This window comes from Actinoalloteichus caeruleus DSM 43889 (genome assembly GCF_000429185.2).
GTDB lineage: Bacteria > Actinomycetota > Actinomycetes > Mycobacteriales > Pseudonocardiaceae > Actinoalloteichus_B > Actinoalloteichus_B caeruleus.
In genome coordinates, this window is record NZ_AUBJ02000001.1 from 2169933 (window position 1) to 2187120 (window position 17188).

Here is a 17188-nt window from a genome sequence, read left to right on the forward strand (position 1 = left end):
CGAGGACCACCTCGAACACCGCCGGCCCTCCGCTAGGCCAGGACCTCCGCCAGGCCGAGCACGAAACCCGGCGGGATGGTCACCGGCGGGGTGCTCGGCGGCTCCGTTCGCCGCCTCGGAACGCACCGGCCGGGACGTGCGCTCGCGGCCGGTCCGATCCTGATCCCCCACCACCGGGCCGATGCTCGCCGGCCGGAGGTGCGCGGCAACCCTTTGCCGGGCCCCCGGGTCGTGGCACAGCTCGGCGAACAGCACTCCCGACATGGCGGGCACGGCCGCCGCCTGACGAGGACGACGCGCGGCCGTGCCTTCCCCCACGTTCCGGCTCCGTCCCACCGGTGCCGGTCCACGCGCCGACCCCCGACGGATACCCGCGCGAGTCCCGGAACCGGTGTGCCGCACAACCGAAACCGGGTGCGCGACACCGGAACGAGGTCCACCCACTCCCCCAACCAATTCCCCCGGTTGGGGGCTTTCGCGTTCCCCGACCACCGGCGCGACAACCGTTCGGCATTACCGGTTACCGGGGGTTGCCCGGCGCCACGCCAACTGGGAAACGGGAAACCCCGTCATCTTCCGGCTAACTCGCCGCTTTCCTCGACAGAATGCGGCGAGAACCGAGGTGAACAGGTGTCGCGTATGAAGACGAGCAGATCACGCCACCCGTCCGCGACGGCGACCACCGCGGCGGCCGCCACCAGGGCGAGCGGCAGCCGCCCGACCCCGCACCCGCCACCAGCGACACCAACGCCCATCCCTGCACCAGGGTGAACACCACCGTGCACACCAGGTGCGAGGCCGTGCCCCCCACCGCCGACCTCAGTCGCTCCCACGCCATGACTGCCTCCTCCCTCGCACGGGCGCCCGACACGTTCCGTAGTGTTGTCGGTGCTCCCCGTGTCCTGACTCAAGGGTCATCGGGGACGGACCCGGCAACCAGCGGTTTCCGCGTACCTCGCCGGGAGGCAACGGGAAACGGGGAGGCGCGAGTGGCGGAGGAATCCACACTGTTCGGTGCGGAGCTTCGACGGTTACGGAGGAAAGCGGGGCTGTCCCTGGGCGAGTTCGCGAATCTCGCGCATTACAGCAAGGGATACCTGAGCAAACTGGAGAACGGGTCCAAACCGGCACGCCCGGACGTGGCCCGCCGCTGCGACGCGGTTCTCCACGCTGACGGGAGACTCGCCTCCCTCGCCACCCCCCGGAAACCCGAACCCGCGACTACCGAGGTGGACTCCGAGGATCGCGAGGTATGGCTGATGAACCTCACCCAGGGCGGCTCCAGCTGGTTCCGACCCATGAACAGGAGAGACGCGCTCGCCCTCGGGCGGGCTCGTTGATGGGTTTCACCCTCACCGGGCAGGGGGTGGCGGCCACGGCGGCCGAACAGCCCGCCGTGGACCTCTTCCGCGCGCTGTTCGAGAACCTGCGCACCCTCGCGCAGACCGCCAGCCCCAGCGTGGTGTTGCCCTCGCTCGTCACGCAGACCGACGCACTGCGCAACCTCGCCGGATCCGCCCCGGAGCGGACCCGAGTCGAACTGCTCGCGCTGTGCGCCCGCTACGCCGAACTCACCGGTTGGATGGCACAGGAGTCCGGGAACGACCAGTCGGCCCTGTGGTGGACGCGGCTGGCCGTGGACCTCGCCACCGAGGGCCACGACCCGCACCTGGTCACCTACTCCCTCGTGCAGCGCGCCCTGGTCACCCTCTACCGGGAGGACGCCGCCCAGACCATCGACCTGTCCAGACGGGCCCAGCGGGACGGCCACGCCCCCGGCCGGGTGCTGGCCCTCGCGGCGAGCCGGGAGGCGCAGGGCCACGCGCTGGCCGGTGACCACACCGGGTGCCACCGCGCCCTGGACCGCTCCCGGGAGCTGTTCGCCCGCCAGGAGGACAACGAGGGCCCGGTGCTGGGCACCACCACGGTGGCCGACGTCGCGGAGATGACCGCCGGGTGGTGCCTGTTCGAGCTCGGCCGGCCCGCGCAGGCGGTGGAGGTGTTGGAGAAGCAGGTCGAGGCGCTGCCCGCGACGGCGCTGCGCAGCCGCGCCCGCTGGGGGCTGCGGCTCGCCCTCGCGCACGCGGCCGCCGGCGAGGTGGACCAGGCCTGCGCGCTGGCCGAACGGCTGCTCCCGGCGGTCACCGTCGTCAGCTCCGCCACCGTCGCCGTCGACCTCCGCAGGCTCACCCGCACCCTCGCCCGCTGGCACACCCACCGGGCGGTCCACGACCTGTACCCGCGTCTCACCGCCGCCCTGCGCTCCGAGGCGGTGTGAACCCCGCCGCGCGATCCCGCGCGGCCTGTCCCTCCGGAAAACCTCGAAGGAGAAGTGTCCGTGACACGCGTCTTCGTCAACTACCGCACCGGCGACGAGGAGATGGCCGCGACCCTGATCGAACGGGAGTTGTCCCGTCGGTTCGGGTCGGGGGTCGTCTTCCGGGACAGCAAGTCCATCCCCCCGGGGGCCGACTTCGAGGAGGCACTGCTGTCCGCAGTCCGAGGCAGTGAGGCGTTGTTGGCCGTCATCGGCGGCCGGTGGCTGACGGCCGGCTCCAGCGAGGGGGGCCGGGCGGTGGACCGGGACACCGACTGGACGCGACGGGAGATCGTGGAGGCGTTCCGCCACGACGTGCGGGTGGTGCCGGTGCTCGTCGGCGGCCGTACCCGGCTCGACCGCGAGGAGCTGCCCGCCGAGCTGGCCCCGCTGGTCCGCTGCCAGTACCGCACGCTGGGCCCGCACACCGCGGAGGAGGACCTCGCCCGGCTCGCCGACTCGCTGGCCTCGGTGCTCCCCGGCCTCGCCCCCGCCGCGACGGCGGCGGACGGCGAGGCTCGCCCCGCCGCCACGCAGGCGACCACCAACAACATCGGGCGGGTCGACGGCCGGGCGGTGCAGGCCACGCACTACCAGGAGACCTACCAGGCCCCCGTGCACACCGGGAGCGGCCCGCAGTTCACCGCTCCCCAGTTCCACGGCGACGGCACCACCTACGTCGCCGGGGACAACCACCACGGCATCGTCCAGCACTGGGGCGGCCGGCGCGGGGAGGGGCGCCGGTGATCGGGGGAACGGGGGTGGGGGCGGAGAGGGGACGCCCCCACCCCCACCGGGACCCGCCACGATGGTCGGGCCGGCGGCCGACGGGACCTCCGCACCGGCACCCCCCGGGCCGCCGCCGGCCGCGCCCGCGTTCGACGGCGGCCAGGAGGTCGCCGGGGACGGCGCCACCCTGATCGGCCACAACCACGGCGGCACGCACCAGATCTACGGCGACGAGGTGCACCACCACGCGGAACTGATCAACAACGGCACGCTGTTCGTGACCAGCTCGGACGGGCGAGTCCGCATCAGCCGCGACCCCCGGCACATCAGCCGGGACCACCTGCGCCAGCTGGCGGACCGCTTCGTTCCACCGCCAAACCACGCCTGGGCGGCGGACCAGCTGGCGGTCAGGAGCATGGTCCTGCTGACCGGCCCAGCTGGGGTGGGCCGGCGCAGCGCCGCGCAGATGCTGCTGCACCACGACGACGACGAACGCGCCCGTTACCGGGAGCTCCCGGCGAGCTCCTCCGAGTCGGAAGGGGACGTGCTCGACGAGAAGGCGATCCAGCCGGGAGAACGGTTGCTGTGGGACCTCGCGAGCCGCCCGCCGCAGGACCCGGCCGAGCTGCTGATCCACTTGGACTCGTTCCGCACCACGCTGCGGGAGCGGGGAGCCCGGCTGGTCGTGGTCCTCAACGAGGACCAGCTCTCCCAGGTGTCGGGTGAGTCGCGGCCGCTGTTGGTCACGCTGGGGCGCCCCGATGGTCGGGCCGTGCTCGCCAACCACCTGCGGGCCGACGAGATCCCGTTCTCCGAGGCGGAGCTCAACGATCCTCGACTGGACTCCCACTTCGAGTCCGACCCCATGCGCCAGCTGGCGAAGCTGGCCCAACTCGTCCGGGACGCCCAGCACCGAGCCTCGGCGGACCTGCCGTTAGGCAGGCTCCTCGGGCAGGCGTTGGAAGCCCTGGACGGGCACGGGGACGACGTCGCCCAGCAGGTACGGAGCAACCCCTCCGCCCACTTCCGGGCGCTCCTCCTCGCCGCCGCGCTGCTGGAGGGAGCCAGGTTGGAACCCGTGCAGCACGCGGCGACCGGCCTCCTCGCGAAACTCCACTACCCGCCGGAGGAAACGCACGTCCTCGAACGCCCCGACCTCGCCGAGCGGCTGGCGGCGGTGGGAGCGGTGACCAAGGACGGTCGGGTCACCGGATTCTCCACCCTCGCCTACGGATCCGCCGTCCTCACCCACTTCTGGCGGTACTTCCCGGAGCTGCGCCGCGAGTTCCGTGCCTGGGTCGACTCCACCATGCGGCTCCAGGGCCTCACCGGGCGGGACCGCGATCTCGTGGTCACCCGCTTCGCCGAGCAGTGCATCAGGACAGAGCAACAGGGAGATCTGTTCTCCCTCGTGCGGGACTGGTCCGATCGGGGCGAGTCGCGGAGCTCGCCTTTCCTGCTGCCGCAGGTGGGGCGAGCACTGGACCACGGGCTGGCCGACCAACGCGCCGGATGGCGTTTCCGCGAGCAGATCCTCCGCTGGTCCCAAAACAGGACGCTGCCGGTGGACCTCGCCCAGGTGCTGATCCGGCTGTGCGTCGAAGCCATCGTTCCCGACCACCCCGACCAGGCCCTGGTCCGCCTGCACCACCTCACCCGGCACCAGGAGGACAACGTCGTCGCCTCGGCCAGCGACGCGCTGGACGCCCTCGCCAAGGACCACCGCTTCCTGCGCCGCCTCCTCGACCGGCTGGCCACCAGGATGGACACCTCCGGGCCCCACCTGCACGGCGACCTCCGGCTGTTCCTCCAGGTCACCGCACCAGACCGGCTCACCGACCCACGTGGGCGCGCCCGTCCACTGCTCGCGGAGACCCAAGTTCGACGGCACCTGGTGCACTGCTGGGCGCTGGTCCTCTCCCACGAGCCGGAGTCCGGGTGGGAGCCCTCGGTATCGGACTGGCTCGCGGCGGTGGCGGAGGACACGCGGCGCGAACCGCTCCTCACGGTCCTGGTGGACGCCGCCATCAACGCCAAGGCGCTGAACCCGCTCTACCTCACGGCCCGGCGATGGGCGCTGGGCCGGGCGGTCAACGCCCAGGACACCGCCCAGCGGACCCACGTGGCCCGCGCTCTCCACCACCACATCAACCGCGCGCAGGGTCTGTGCCCGCTGGGGGCCGACCGGCGCGCTGAGGAGACACTGGCATGAACAGCGAAGAACTGTCCCGGATCGGGGCCATCGGCCTGATCGCCGCGATGGTGCCGCTGGTGCTCGGACTCGGCCTGAGCTGGCCGGCCCTGGTCTGGGTGCCGTTGGCCCTCGGCCTGCCCGCGGCCGTCGGCGTCTACGCCAACCACCAGTTCCGTACCCGGCGGCAGCGGCGGGAGTGGTATGGCTCGGTGGGGGCGCCCCCGTTCCCGCCGCAGGGCCCGGAGACGGCCTTCCCGCCCCTGCCGGAACCGGCCGCCGAGGAGCCGGAGTACGAGGAGTACCGGGAATCGGTGCGGTTGCCCAGCGACGACCCCGACTACCGGCTGAACTTCTCCTGCACCGTCTGCTGGCGGGCCACCGGCTCCGGCGCGCCGGAGGGGCTGCGGCGGCTGGCGGGGAACACCGTGATCACCCGGGCGCTGGCGGTCACCCGCGTCCAACCCGCCACCGAATGGGAGGTGACCGCGCACCTGGTCGCCGCCGAGCTGGGCAGGCTCCTGCCGGACGGCTCCGGTCGCGTCGAGGTGTGGGCGAAGGACGTGGAGCTGACCCTCTCGGACGAGGACCAGCGGAGGCTGGACCGGCTCGGGGAGCTGCGCAAGGACGCGGAGGTGCGGGATAGGGAACGCGACCAGGAGCGGGCGGAACGCGCCTACCTCGGGGACGACGTCCTCAGCAGCACCGGCAGCGCCACCGTCTGGTGGCTGGCCCAGAACACCCGGGACTCCAAGAAGGTCGAGGAGACCGTGAACATGCTGGGAAGCCTCGCCACCCTCTCCGCGGCGGCCCACGGCACCGAGATACCGGCGGGGGTGCGGCGGTTGATCGCCGACTCCGTCGGGGAGGGCGCGGGCGGATGCGGGGCGACCGACCACCAGCACATCCCGACCGAGCACATCACGGTCACCGCGCATCCGGAGGTGGGTGGCCAGCAGGGACTGTTCCACGACGGCGCCTTCCACCCCAACGGCTACTCCTCGGGCGCCCACTTCACGGTGTCGGCGACGACGTCTCCCTGGCCGGACGGCGGGGACCCCGGGGCCGTGGACGACGGTTCGGACGCACTGGGGCACGTCGACGGCCTGGCGCGGGACCTGTTCCCGCCGTCGGACCAGCCGGGGCGGATGGTCTTCTTCGACCGCCTCGCCGATCTGGTCGCCGTGCACGGGGGCGAGGAGCTGTCCTCGCGGATCCGGGAGCACTACGACGTCCCCGGGCTCCCGCCGGAGGACGTGGCCTCGCCCGAGGTCGCGGGAGCGGGCGGTGACGGGGAGGCAGGTGTGAGCGGCACCGCTGGCGAGGACGCCAGCCGGGCGGACGACCAGCGGGGGCGGGGTGAGCCGGAGCGCGGGGCGACTGGCGGACCGGGCGATCCCTCGGGGCAGTGGCCGTGGTGGCGGAACGGCGGCGACCCGGACGGCGCGGGGGCGTCGGACCGTCCCGCGCCCGCCCAGTCGGCGGAACAGCGGGGGAGCGACGCCCCGCACCGCGCGGGGGAACGCTCGGACGCCGCGCTCGTCACCCCGGCCGCCGCACCCCCGGGCACACCGGTGACGACACCCACCCCGCCCGCCTCCGGCACTCCCTCCACCTCCCGCTCCGACTCCGAACGGCCGCCCGCGACGAACCCCGACCAGGAGGGCACCACGCCGAACGGCGCCACCGGCGGAAGTCAGGCCGAGGCCGTGCCCGGAGCCTCCGCGACCCGCACCAATGCCGTCCTCGCGGAGGAGCGGGCGGCCGTCGACCCCGCACCACCCGACAACCCGACGGTGACGGGTCCCCGGGCCACCTCGGACCTCGGCGACGCGCCCGCGTCCCCGGCCGAGGTGACCAGCCCCCGCCAGGGAGTCCGGCGGAGACCCCGACGTCGCCCGTCACGACCACCGGAACCGGCGGGCTGTCCGAGGCGGACGGCACGGGCGAGGAGGACACCGCGACCGTGGCCCCACCTCCTCCGACCGCCGCCGCGCCACCCGCGGCGACGACCACGTCCGATGACCGCCCCTCCCCAGCCCCACCGGCCGAGCCGAAGGCCACGCCGCCTCCGACCGGCCCGGGTACCACCTCGTCCACACCGCCTCCCGCCGTGCCGACCTCGCTGAGCGACCCGGACGGCAGGCTCGGGCACGCCGGGTTCTGGAGCCCGACCACCGGGTACGCCCCGCCGTCGCTCACGACCAGTTGGTCCGATACCCAGCACCGCGAGAACGGGTTCGGTGTCCGGCCCTGGACGGGATGGGAGGCGGAGGACCCGCCGACCAACGGGCACGACCCGTTGGGCCCCCGGCCCGACGAGGACGGGTTCGACCAGCGGCGACCGAACTCCTCCTGATCTCCCTCCCCGGCCGGCCCACGTCCTCCGTGGGCCGGCCGGCCCGCGTCACGGCCCCCGAGCCCCGTCCCGTCGGGACGACGCCGAGCACCGGGCCGCCGGCTCGGTTGCCCCCTCAGCCCGAGGACCGGGTTCCTGGACGCCCACCGACGGGTCGCGCCCCACGCGGCCCCGGGCCGAGGGCGGTGGATGCGGACCGAGCCGGTGCTCGGGACGCGTTCCTCACACCCTGGGCGTTCGCTCCCAGCTCACCCGGTCCGCCGCCGGTTCCCGGCGTCCTCGCCCAACCCCGACCCCGCGGGTTTCGATAACACCGGCACGGTTGCGCGCGATCCATGATCGAACGGTGCGAACGGCACGAACCGGGTCCCGAGTCCCTTCTGGACCGGCTCGGCGGGGGTGCGGGCCGGGATCGGGCCATCCACGCGGGAATACCCCGGTGGCCTGACCGGAACGACGCCGGAACACACCCGGTCCCTCACCCACCGTGGCAGCATCGGTGTTCGGGGAGAGGAGCCGGAATGGGCAACGGGGCCAGGCAGGACGACAGCGCGAGGGGGACGGCGACGATGGCGGCACCGCCCTGCGTGTCGACGGACGCGGTGGCGCGCCGCGCGGTGGCCCGGGACTGGGGAGGACAGGTCGGGGTCGTCCCGGCCTTCGTGGCGCGTCCCCGGACGGAGGCCGAGGCCCAGGAGGCCGTGAACTGGGCGGTTGAGCACGACCTGCCGTGGGTGCCACGCGGGCAGGGCCACTCCTGCGGGGGCCGCGCCCAGTCGGAGGGCGTGGTGGTGGACCTGTCCGGGTTGGACGCGGTGCACGACGTCGGTCCCGACTTCGTCACCGTCGGCGCGGGCATGACCTGGAGCCAGGTCCTCGACGTGGCCGCCGAGCACGGGTTGGCCCCACCGGTGATCACCGACCATCCGCACCTCTCGGTGGGCGGCACGTTGTCGTTGGGCGGGGTGGGCGGCACCTCCTACCGGCACGGCGCGCAGGCGGACTCCGTGGTGCGGATGTTGGTGCTCACCCCGGGAGGCCGGGTGGTGCGGTGCGGGCCCCGGCTTCGGTCGGACCTGTTCACCTCGGTGCTGGGCGGATCGGGAACGGCCGGGCTGATCCTGCGGGCGACGCTGCGGCTGGTCCCCGCTCCGGCGGTGGTGCGGCGGGTCCGGCTGACGGTCGGCGGTCCCCGGGCCCTCGTGGAGGCGCAACGGGAACTGCTGGGCGACGAGAAGCCGGACCACATGCAGGGGCTGGTGCAGGTGGTGGACGGAGGCTGGCGGCACCGGCTGGACCTGGCGGAGTTCGTCGACGAGGCGGCCGGGCCGTCCTGGGTGTCGGGTGGAAGACCGTTGCCGGCGGGCCTGGCGTCCCGCGTCGAGGTGGCGGAACGATCCCGCCACTCGCACCGGGAGTTCGTGCATCGGGGAGCGGCGGACGAGGCCCGGTTGCGGGAGACCGGGGACTGGGACGCGCCGCACCCGTGGGCCGCCGTGTTCCTGCCCGACGCGCACGCGGAGGACGCGGTCGCGGACATCCTTGACGGCCTGACGCCTCGACTGCTGGGGGAGGCGGGTCTGGTGTTGGTGTACCCGCTGCGGAGCATCATGCTGCGCGCCGGGCGGCCCGCGCTGCCCCAGGGCGCGGTCGTGTGGCTGTGCGCGCTGTTGCGTTCCGCGCCCCAAGGGGACCCGGCGGCGGTGTCCGACATGGAGGCCGACAACGAGCGGGTGCACCGCATCACGGCCGGGGTCGGCGGCACGCGCTACCGCATCGGCGCCCACTGACCCGGCAGGCCCGGGCGGGGAAGCCCGGCCGGCCGCTGGGGCCGTCAGCCTGGGAGGCCCGTGGTGGCCCGCGACCCGTCCGGGCCGGTCGCTCCTCGGGCGGCTGGTCGCGGGGCGGGCCCCCGTGCTGGGTGACCGCGACAGCCGGACGTGTGTTCCCTAGCGGCATCACGACCCCACGGGGCAGACCGGTGCGTCTTCGCCAGCGACCGGCGGTGGACAGTGGTCAGGGCGAGCGACCTCCAGGGGGCGAGAGCCAGGGCCCGCCGGTGTGGCGCCGCCACGTGGGGGACCCCGTCCTCGCCAGCGACCTCACACGACGCGCCGACTTCGCCCTGTTCATGCCGGAAGCACCGTCCAGCGTGGGCCCGACGTTGTGGTCCCAGGAGGCTGGTCGAGGAGTTCGGCACGCCAACTCATCAGGGCGTCCTCACGCGGCTCGGGCGGGTCGACGGTGGCGACCCACGGTGGCCACCAGCGCCGACGACGACTCCCTCCCCCGCCTGGTGTGTCCCCGGTCGGGCACAAGGAGTCCGAGAGGCGGCCCGACCGGTGGCTCCCCCTCGTGCCACACCCGCCGTGACCAGCCATCGCCCGGTCAGGGCTCCGGGAATCCGGTCGTCGCCCCGCCCCGCCCGCCGCTAGCATCGGAGCCCTCATGACGGCAACACTCGTCGCCAGCGGGCTGGCCGCGGCACACGGAGACCGCGTTCTCTTCTCCGGACTGGACCTCGTCGTCGCCCCCGGGGACGTCATCGGCCTGGTCGGCGCGAACGGGGCCGGCAAGTCGACCCTGCTCCGGATGCTGGCGGGACTGCGCCCGGCGGACGAGGGCACGGTGCGGCTCAACCCTCCCACCGCCACCGTCGGCCACCTCCCCCAGGAACCGGACCGCCGCCCGAAGGAGACCGTTCGGGACTTCCTCGCCCGCCGCACCGGGGTCGCCGACGCCCAACGCGACCTGGACGAGACGACCGAGGCGTTGAGCGCCGGCCGGCCCGGATCCGACACCGCCTACGCCGAGGCCCTGGACCGGTGGTTGTCCCTGGGCGGCGCCGACCTCGACGAACGTGCCGAGGAGGTCGCCGAGGACGTGGGGATCGGGGTGGGGCTGGACCAGCTGATGCCGTCGCTGTCCGGTGGGCAGGCCGCGAAGGCGGGCATGGCCTCGCTGCTGCTCAGCCGGTACGACGTGTTCCTGTTGGACGAGCCGACCAACGACCTGGACCTCGCCGGTCTGGAACGCCTGGAGCGCTTCGTCAGGGAACTGCGGGCGGGCACGGTGCTGGTCAGCCACGACCGCGAGTTCCTCGCCCGCACCGTCACCCAGGTGCTGGAACTGGACCTCGCCCAACAGCGCATCCGGCTCTACGGCGGTGGCTACGACTCCTACCTGGAGGAGCGGGAGGTCACCCGCCGGCATGCCCGGGAGGCCTACGAGGAGTACGCGGCGACCCGGGCCGGCCTGGAGTCCAGGGCCCGCACCCAGCGGGCCTGGATGGAGAAGGGCGTGAAGAACGCCCGCCGGAAGGCCACCGACAACGACAAGATCGGCCGCAAGTTCCGGGCGGAGGCCACCGAGAAGCAGGCCGCGAAGGCCCGCCAGACCGATCGGCTCATCGAACGGTTGGAGGTGGTCGAGGAGCCCCGCAAGGAGTGGGAGCTGCGGATGTCCATCGCCGACGCGCCCCGCAGCGGCGGCGTGGTGGCCGTCGCCCGGGCGGCGGTGGCCCGCCGGGGATCCTTCACGCTGGGTCCGGTGGACGTCCAGATCGACCGCACCGACCGGGTCGCGATCACCGGCCGCAACGGCGCGGGGAAGTCCACGTTGTTGGGGATGCTGCTGGGGCGGGTGCCGGTGGAGTCCGGGCAGACCAGCCTGGGAGCGGGTGTCCTGGTGGGCGAGGTCGACCAGGCCCGGGCCCTGTTCCTCGGCGACGACACCCTGCTGGCCGCCTTCGGCGCGGAGGTGCCGGACTGGGCTACCGCCGAGGTCCGGACCCTGCTGGCGAAGTTCGGGTTGACCGCCGACCACGTGCTCCGCCCCGCCTCGGAGCTGTCGCCTGGCGAACGGACCCGGGCCGCACTGGCGTTGTTGCAGGCACGCGGGGTGAACCTGTTGGTGTTGGACGAGCCGACGAACCACCTGGACCTGCCGGCGATCGAACAGCTGGAGTCGGCGCTGGCCTCCTACGAGGGCACGTTGCTGCTGGTCACCCACGACCGGCGGATGGTGGAGGCCGTGCACACCACCCGCCACCTCGTGGTGGCCGACGGGCGGGTCACCGAGGTCTGAGGACCCCACCCGGACGTCCCGTCGTGCGGCCGGCGGTCAGCGGCGCCGACGTCCGGCGGCGTGCTGCGCCGCCCCGCCCGGCTGGGGTGGCGCGCGCCGGCCGCGCACCGCGACGTCCCGGGCTCGGAACGCGCGCCGCTCCCCCACTCGCGACCCCGCACCGGGCTCGCGGGGCGGCGGCGCGGACGCGGTCAGCGGCCCGCGATCATGTGCCCGGGAGGACCACCGGGGCCAGCGGGCCGGGACTCGGGTTCCGGGTCGTCCAGCCTGGCCCACTCGCCGTGCTTGAAACTCGCCCGCCCGGCGAAGCTCACGTTGACCGGGTCCCGCGCCTCCCACGCCCAGAACCGCACCCGACCCCACGGCGGGACGCGCCGCCGACGCCGCTTCATCGTCGCCGGCGGCCCCACGAAGTCCGGGATCCCCCAGCGCCGGGCGAGGTCCCGCATCACGTCCAACACGGCGGTGCTCAGCTCGGGGAACTCCGCGCAGTGCCGGACCTCGGCCCGGCAGAGCACCAACCGTCGGTAGTCGAAGGTCCCCGCCAGGTAGGTGACACCGGGTGCGATGACGGGGCCTCGCCCGACGTCGAGGTCGACGTGCCCGTAGAGCCGGCCGTCCTCCACCGGCGGGTCGGCCGAACAGCGGGTGATCCACTCGCCGCTGAGCTCGTCGCGGCCGTTCACGGCCGGCTCGCGAGTTCCCGGAGCCGGGTGGTGCCGGCGCGGATGACGGTCTGGGCGTGCGGGTAGGCCATGCGCGTCCGGGCGACGCCGTCGGGGGTGGCCATCAGCAGGACGCCACGGCGGTCGTGGAAGCAGCGGACGCGGTGGAGGAGTCGCCTGTCCTCCAGCCGGTGGGCGATCCGGGTGAGGCCGCTGGGGCTGATGCCGAGGGTTTCCGCCACCGAGCCGGCCTGCTGGGGCTGGCGGTCGAGTTCGAGGAGCACCAACAGGTCGGTGAGGCGCAGCGCTCCGGGGAGTGGGGTCGCGTCGCAGTCGCGGACGGTCCGGCGGATCGCGATCCAGGAGTCCGGCGGGGTGAGGGACATGCGTTTCCTTCCGCTGGGGGCCGGGCTGGGCGAGGGCCGCCCCGCCGGGGTGGGCGGGGCGGCGTACACACGGTGGTGGCGTCGTCCTGGGCACCACCTCCTTCCTGATCGTGTCGGGCTTCCTGGTCGCGGGTCGGGGCAGGGTGAGGGGAGGTCCCTGGCCGACACGGCGCGCTGCCAGCGATCACCGTGGACAGTCGTCAGTGGTGGCCACCGCCAGCGGCGGGAAGACCGTGCCGATGGGGTCGCCGCGACCGGAGACCACACGGGACGGACTCCGGGGGCGGAGCCGTCCTCCTCACGGCGGCCGGGCGCGTGGCTGGTCCGGCCAAGCCGACAGCCGGCACCGCCGGGGTCAGCGGGGGCGGAGTGGCCCCGGGGGCCGCCAGCGACGACCGGTCAGCAGCCGGGGCGCGGACGAGGAACTCGGTGGTGGCAAGGCTCCCAGCTCGGCGGCGACCACCCACCGAACCCGACAGCCGCCACACCACCCAGTCGCCGTCCCGCACCCGAACACCCTCGACCTCACCGTGACCCCGAATCACGCACCAGTCCACGAAGCCACCGCCAGGCCAGGCGAAGGAACCGACCAGGGCACCCGGGCCCCGCGTCAACGACACCCACCGCCACCCGCGCCGGGTCAACGCGTAGACCGCCGCCAACTCCGGTACCGCGTCCAGGGCCTTCCGTGTTGCCGCGTCCATCACTCCACGCCTCCATCACGTAGGGGCGGACCCGCCGGGCGCGACCGGTGAGCGGGGGAAGCACGACGGTGACCGCCTCCCCCGGGTCGGCCACGGTCCCGGTCACGGGACCAGTCCGCACAGCAGGGCTTTCAGGGGGCCGGTCAGCGCGTGGACCACGGTGTCCGCCGCCGGGTACCAGGGCCGCGGGGTGTTCCCGAAGGCAGCCAGGTGCAGGGCGACCGCGCCGACGACGAGGACCAGGGCTAAGAGGGCGATCAGGAACGAGACGACGGTGTGGATGAGGGCGTGCACGATCACGGAGAATCCTCGGGGAGCAGGAGAGCCCGCGCCGGACGCGCGGGGTGAGGGAGAAGCGGGGCTGGCCGGGACGCCGGCCAGGAGCCGCAGGGTCGCGCTCGGCCCCTGTGGGCAGAGCGGAACTACCCGCCGGCCCCCGACGAGATCCGGGCGGAACGGCAAGGTCTGGTCGGCGGAGACGACCAGCGAGGGCTAGCGGGCCGACCGGCTCCCGGTAGCGTGGAAGGGGCGGCGGGTGCTGGTCGGGCGGGTCATGCCAACCGAGGCCAATGCCTGCCGAGTGGTGCGGCGGGCACGCCGCACCCGCAGCGCCATGCGAATCGCCGGCCCGAACCAGCGATCGAGCCGTTCGACCACCCACAGTCCGACCAGCGCGATCAGGGCGCCGAGCGCCATCTCAAGCACCACGCCGCACCCCTTTCGTTGGCCGCTGCTGGCAGGGTGCGGGCAAAACACCCCACAGCACCGTCGTCCAGCCTGGACGGAGCTGGTCACCCGATGGGAGCGGGAGGGCACGGGTACCGTGCGGATTCGGGCCGGTTGGAAGTCCCGGGGCGGTGTGGCGGTGGTGCCGCCCGGAGCCAGGACGCCCGCTCACGACGTGACCCGAATGGAAGCTACGGCAGTGGCCGCAGGGGTGCCGCATCCGTGCGCTGCCGACGTGATCGAGGGCGAGGGCCACGGGATCGTTGGAACCCTGGCTACCGAACGACACCTGTCATCGTCGTGGGCGGACAGGTCCTCGGGCGAATCCCCAGGACTTTGGGGGAGAGCGGAAGGATTTCCGCGTTCCACCCACGCGTCGTGGGTCGGGCTGATCACGCCCAGTAGCATTGCCGTAGAGACGGGATCGTGGTGCATGCTTCGGTTCCTCTCGTCAGGAGGGGTCGGGCGGCCGTGGAAAGTTGGCCCGGCCCCTCCTCCTGTTCGTCCACAAGACACTGTGGCGAATACCACCTTGTCCGCACACGCACCGTGACGCAAGAGTACTGACGAGCAATTTGCACGAGATGACCCAAAAGGAGTAAGGGGTCGGAGGAAGTGACAGCCTGTCGTACGCTCGGTCGGGCGTACGGGGAGGAGATCGGGTGTCCGAGTACCACGCAGGAGTCCGAATGCGACGGGTCTGCCGGGAGCTGCGCAAGTGGCGTGAGTCGGCGGGGCTCAAAGCCACGGAGGCGGCGAAGCAGCTCAAGTGGTCGCCATCGAAGATCTCCCGCATCGAGCACGCGGTCCAGGCACCCACCAGCGTGGAGACCCTTGCCCTGGCCCTGACCTACGGCGTCCCCGAACGCGACCGCGACCGCCTGTTCGCCGCCGTCACCACCGCACAGGAAGGCGGCTGGTGGTCGCAGTACAGCGACGTCCTGTGGGACGCGGCCCAGGATCTCATCGAGCTGGAGGACGAAGCGTCCTCGGTTCGGATCTTCAAGGCACAACTCGTACCCGGACTGTTCCAGACCGGCGACTACTTCGCCGCACTGAGCGAGAGTTGGCTACCCAGACCGACGGCGGAGGTCTCCCGCCAGCGATCCTTCATCCGGGAGACACGTCAGCAGAGGCTGACGTCGACGAATCCCCTCCACGTCCACGCCGTGCTGTGGGAACCCCTGCTGCACGGTGCGGTCGGAGGGCCGGAGGTCATGCGGGGACAGCTTCGGCGACTGCTGGAGCTGGCCGAGCTGCCACATGTTCGCATCCAGGTGCTCCCAACCGGAGCAGGCGCCCATCCCGCGTTGGGAACCGAATTCGACCTGCTTGGATTCGAGGAGAACCACCTCGACGACGTCGTCTACTTCGAAACACTGAACCGTGGGGACTACGTCGAGGAACAGACCTCGGTACAGCGCCACAAAGATTCGTTCGTCGCGCTTCAATCTAGGGCTTTGAGTGATTCAGAGTCCACAAAGTTGATCAAGAGACTGTCGAGCTGACGCCCAAGGAATGCGACTGACATGAGGACCAAGCTCACCAACTGGTACACGAGCACCTATTCCAACGGAGGTGGAGGTGCGTGCGTCGAAGTCGGCTCCGCTCCCGACCTCGTCGGCATCCGAGACAGCAAGAACCGTGATGGCGGCGTCCTCATCGTGGACCACCGCTCCTTCACCCGCTTCATCACCGCGATCAAGAGCGAACGCTACTGACCGTCCTGGCGCCGCGCCGGGGTGACCTGCTCCAGGCCACCCCGGCGCCGAACTCCTCCCCGGACCTGGCGCGAACGTGAATACCACGAGAGCTGCCACCACGACGCACGACGGCGGTAGCGGGTCGAACAGGGCAAGGTCGCAGTAGCCCTGTTTCGGCCCCTTCCCTCCCCCAGCTACCAGGGCACCAGCTTGCGAGCTACCCACTGTGGCGGAAGCGTGGGCGAAGCGGAGGAGACTCCTCGCGCATCGCCCCGATCCTCCCCGTGTCGGACAAGCTCGGCAACGAGCGCTCTTCGGGGGTATGACCGGCCGCCGGTACCCCAGCACCAAAGCCAATGGCCACGATGTCGTCCTCCCTCTCCCAAAGGCTCCTGGCAGCTTGGGACGTTGCTCCAGATTCCGTCCTTCGGGGGACCGGAGCTCCTCCGCCACCCAGGACGTCCAGGTTTTACCGGTAACCTGAATGACCTGAGTGCACCTCGACCATTCCTTGTTGTCCAGATAGCCTGGGTGGGTTGCAATGGAGAGATGCAGACACGTCCGTGGATCCAGATCGCCGAAGACCTGAGGCTGCGCATCACTTCAGGTGAGTACGCCGAAGGAGAGCGGTTGCCTTCGGGCTCGACCCTGATGGGGGAGTACGGCGTTGCCCGACAGACGATCCAGAACGCTGTCGACCAGCTCCGCGCCGAAGGCCTGGTGTCCAGCATCGCAGGCCGAGGATGGTTCGTGTCCAAGCGCCGCCCGATCACTCGACTCGCCCGCAACCGGCTCTCCGCCGACGAGAGGACCGCTGGTAGAGGGGCTTTCCTCACCGATGCGGCGGCAGCCGACTTCACCCCCACGGTGACGGTGCGGGTCTGGAAGGAGGAAGCCGGGGAAGAGGTCGCCTCGTACCTCGACGTCCCTTCCGGCACTCAGGTCCTGGTCCGGGACCGCGTGATGCGAGCCGATGGCGACGTGGTGCAGCTCGCGGCCTCCTACCTTCCTGCCGACCTCGTCCAGGGCACTCAGGTTGAACACGTGGACACCGGACCAGGAGGAACCTACGCTCGCCTGGAAGAGGCGGGCTTCGCCCTGAGCCACTTCACCGAGTTCGTCTCGGCGAGATCACCTCGACCCGCCGAAGCGGAGTCCCTGCGGATTCCACACGGCCACCCGGTCATCCAGGTGACCCGAGTGGCATTCGCGGCGGACCGACCGGTAGAAGTCAACTTCATCTCCATGGCCAGCGACCGCTTCCAACTCGTGTACCAGATCGACGCCCGTTGAGACCGCACTCGATCGCACTCGACGCATGG

Annotated in this window: 16 protein-coding genes; 11 read left to right on the plus strand and 5 right to left on the minus strand. The window is 72.4% G+C overall.

Annotated elements, in window-relative coordinates:
• Positions 1 to 836: 836 nt before the first annotated feature.
• The 8 genes from G443_RS07575 (at position 837) to G443_RS07610 (ending at position 11682) form a co-directional block, all read left to right on the plus strand.
• Positions 837 to 1340, plus strand: a complete 504-nt coding sequence (locus tag G443_RS07575) for a helix-turn-helix domain-containing protein (RefSeq protein ID WP_253860297.1) — start codon at positions 837 to 839, stop codon at positions 1338 to 1340.
• Entirely contained in the window at positions 1253 to 2278 is a 1026-nt protein-coding gene (locus G443_RS07580) for an NsdA family TPR-like regulatory protein (RefSeq protein WP_253860315.1), read from the plus strand. Before G443_RS07575 ends, G443_RS07580 begins: the two co-directional genes overlap by 88 nt.
• A gap of 60 nt (positions 2279 to 2338) precedes the next feature.
• On the plus strand, positions 2339 to 3064 hold the full coding sequence (locus tag G443_RS07585) for a toll/interleukin-1 receptor domain-containing protein (RefSeq protein ID WP_026419132.1): 726 nt from the start codon (positions 2339 to 2341) through the stop codon (positions 3062 to 3064).
• Between the two features lie 61 nt (positions 3065 to 3125).
• Positions 3126 to 5258: a hypothetical protein gene (locus tag G443_RS24935; RefSeq protein WP_026419133.1), complete on the plus strand. Its 2133-nt coding sequence runs from the start codon at positions 3126 to 3128 to the stop codon at positions 5256 to 5258.
• Complete coding sequence (locus G443_RS07595; RefSeq protein WP_253860175.1) at positions 5255 to 7366, plus strand: hypothetical protein; 2112 nt, start codon at positions 5255 to 5257, stop codon at positions 7364 to 7366. The genes G443_RS24935 and G443_RS07595 overlap by 4 nt, the downstream gene beginning before the upstream one ends.
• Positions 7351 to 7596 carry a hypothetical protein gene (locus G443_RS07600; protein ID WP_253860176.1) on the plus strand — a complete coding sequence of 82 codons (246 nt, stop codon included), beginning with the start codon at positions 7351 to 7353 and terminating at the stop codon, positions 7594 to 7596. The genes G443_RS07595 and G443_RS07600 overlap by 16 nt, the downstream gene beginning before the upstream one ends.
• 521 nt (positions 7597 to 8117) lie before the next feature.
• The gene (locus G443_RS07605) at positions 8118 to 9386 is read left to right on the plus strand and encodes an FAD-binding protein (RefSeq protein ID WP_051314033.1); all 1269 of its coding nucleotides are present in this window, start codon (positions 8118 to 8120) and stop codon (positions 9384 to 9386) included.
• Positions 9387 to 10044: 658 nt separating this feature from the next.
• Positions 10045 to 11682: an ABC-F family ATP-binding cassette domain-containing protein gene (locus G443_RS07610; RefSeq protein WP_026419134.1), complete on the plus strand. Its 1638-nt coding sequence runs from the start codon at positions 10045 to 10047 to the stop codon at positions 11680 to 11682.
• A 191-nt stretch (positions 11683 to 11873) separates the two neighbouring features.
• On the opposite strand, the gene G443_RS07615 is transcribed toward G443_RS07610, so the two are convergent.
• The 5 genes from G443_RS07615 to G443_RS07635 form a co-directional block, all read right to left on the minus strand.
• A complete protein-coding gene (locus G443_RS07615) occupies positions 11874 to 12368 on the minus strand; it encodes a hypothetical protein (protein WP_026419135.1) in 495 nt (164 codons plus the stop codon).
• Positions 12365 to 12733, minus strand: a complete 369-nt coding sequence (locus tag G443_RS07620; RefSeq protein ID WP_035274164.1) for a MarR family winged helix-turn-helix transcriptional regulator — start codon at positions 12731 to 12733, stop codon at positions 12365 to 12367. Before G443_RS07620 ends, G443_RS07615 begins: the two co-directional genes overlap by 4 nt.
• Positions 12734 to 12933: 200 nt before the next feature.
• A complete protein-coding gene (locus G443_RS07625) occupies positions 12934 to 13437 on the minus strand; it encodes a hypothetical protein (RefSeq protein WP_026419136.1) in 504 nt (167 codons plus the stop codon).
• A 102-nt stretch (positions 13438 to 13539) separates the two neighbouring features.
• A complete protein-coding gene (locus tag G443_RS07630) occupies positions 13540 to 13737 on the minus strand; it encodes a hypothetical protein (protein WP_026419137.1) in 198 nt (65 codons plus the stop codon).
• 192 nt (positions 13738 to 13929) lie between these two features.
• Entirely contained in the window at positions 13930 to 14145 is a 216-nt protein-coding gene (locus G443_RS07635; protein WP_026419138.1) for a hypothetical protein, read from the minus strand.
• A 680-nt stretch (positions 14146 to 14825) separates the two neighbouring features.
• On the opposite strand from G443_RS07635, the gene G443_RS07640 reads away from it, so the two are divergent.
• The 3 genes from G443_RS07640 (at position 14826) to G443_RS07650 (ending at position 17159) form a co-directional block, all read left to right on the plus strand.
• Positions 14826 to 15671 (plus strand): helix-turn-helix domain-containing protein, encoded by an 846-nt coding sequence (locus G443_RS07640; protein WP_026419139.1) that lies wholly within the window; start codon positions 14826 to 14828, stop codon positions 15669 to 15671.
• Positions 15672 to 15692: 21 nt separating this feature from the next.
• Positions 15693 to 15884: a DUF397 domain-containing protein gene (locus G443_RS07645; protein WP_026419140.1), complete on the plus strand. Its 192-nt coding sequence runs from the start codon at positions 15693 to 15695 to the stop codon at positions 15882 to 15884.
• 531 nt (positions 15885 to 16415) lie between these two features.
• Positions 16416 to 17159 (plus strand): GntR family transcriptional regulator, encoded by a 744-nt coding sequence (locus tag G443_RS07650; protein WP_026419141.1) that lies wholly within the window; start codon positions 16416 to 16418, stop codon positions 17157 to 17159.
• The last annotated feature ends 29 nt before the right edge of the window (positions 17160 to 17188 follow it).

Bases quoted from the DNA above. Each gene is read 5' to 3' on its own strand.
- G443_RS07605 (WP_051314033.1), top strand. From the start codon at position 8,118: ATGGGCAACGGGGCCAGGCAGGACGACAGCGCGAGGGGGACGGCGACG.
- G443_RS07650 (WP_026419141.1), top strand. From the start codon at position 16,416: ATGCAGACACGTCCGTGGATCCAGATCGCCGAAGACCTGAGGCTGCGC.
- G443_RS07595 (WP_253860175.1), top strand. From the start codon at position 5,255: ATGAACAGCGAAGAACTGTCCCGGATCGGGGCCATCGGCCTGATCGCC.
- G443_RS24935 (WP_026419133.1), top strand. From the start codon at position 3,126: ATGGTCGGGCCGGCGGCCGACGGGACCTCCGCACCGGCACCCCCCGGG.
- G443_RS07620 (WP_035274164.1), bottom strand. From the start codon at position 12,733: ATGTCCCTCACCCCGCCGGACTCCTGGATCGCGATCCGCCGGACCGTC.
- G443_RS07610 (WP_026419134.1), top strand. From the start codon at position 10,045: ATGACGGCAACACTCGTCGCCAGCGGGCTGGCCGCGGCACACGGAGAC.
- G443_RS07580 (WP_253860315.1), top strand. From the start codon at position 1,253: ATGGCTGATGAACCTCACCCAGGGCGGCTCCAGCTGGTTCCGACCCAT.
- G443_RS07575 (WP_253860297.1), top strand. From the start codon at position 837: ATGACTGCCTCCTCCCTCGCACGGGCGCCCGACACGTTCCGTAGTGTT.
- G443_RS07625 (WP_026419136.1), bottom strand. From the start codon at position 13,437: ATGGACGCGGCAACACGGAAGGCCCTGGACGCGGTACCGGAGTTGGCG.
- G443_RS07645 (WP_026419140.1), top strand. From the start codon at position 15,693: ATGAGGACCAAGCTCACCAACTGGTACACGAGCACCTATTCCAACGGA.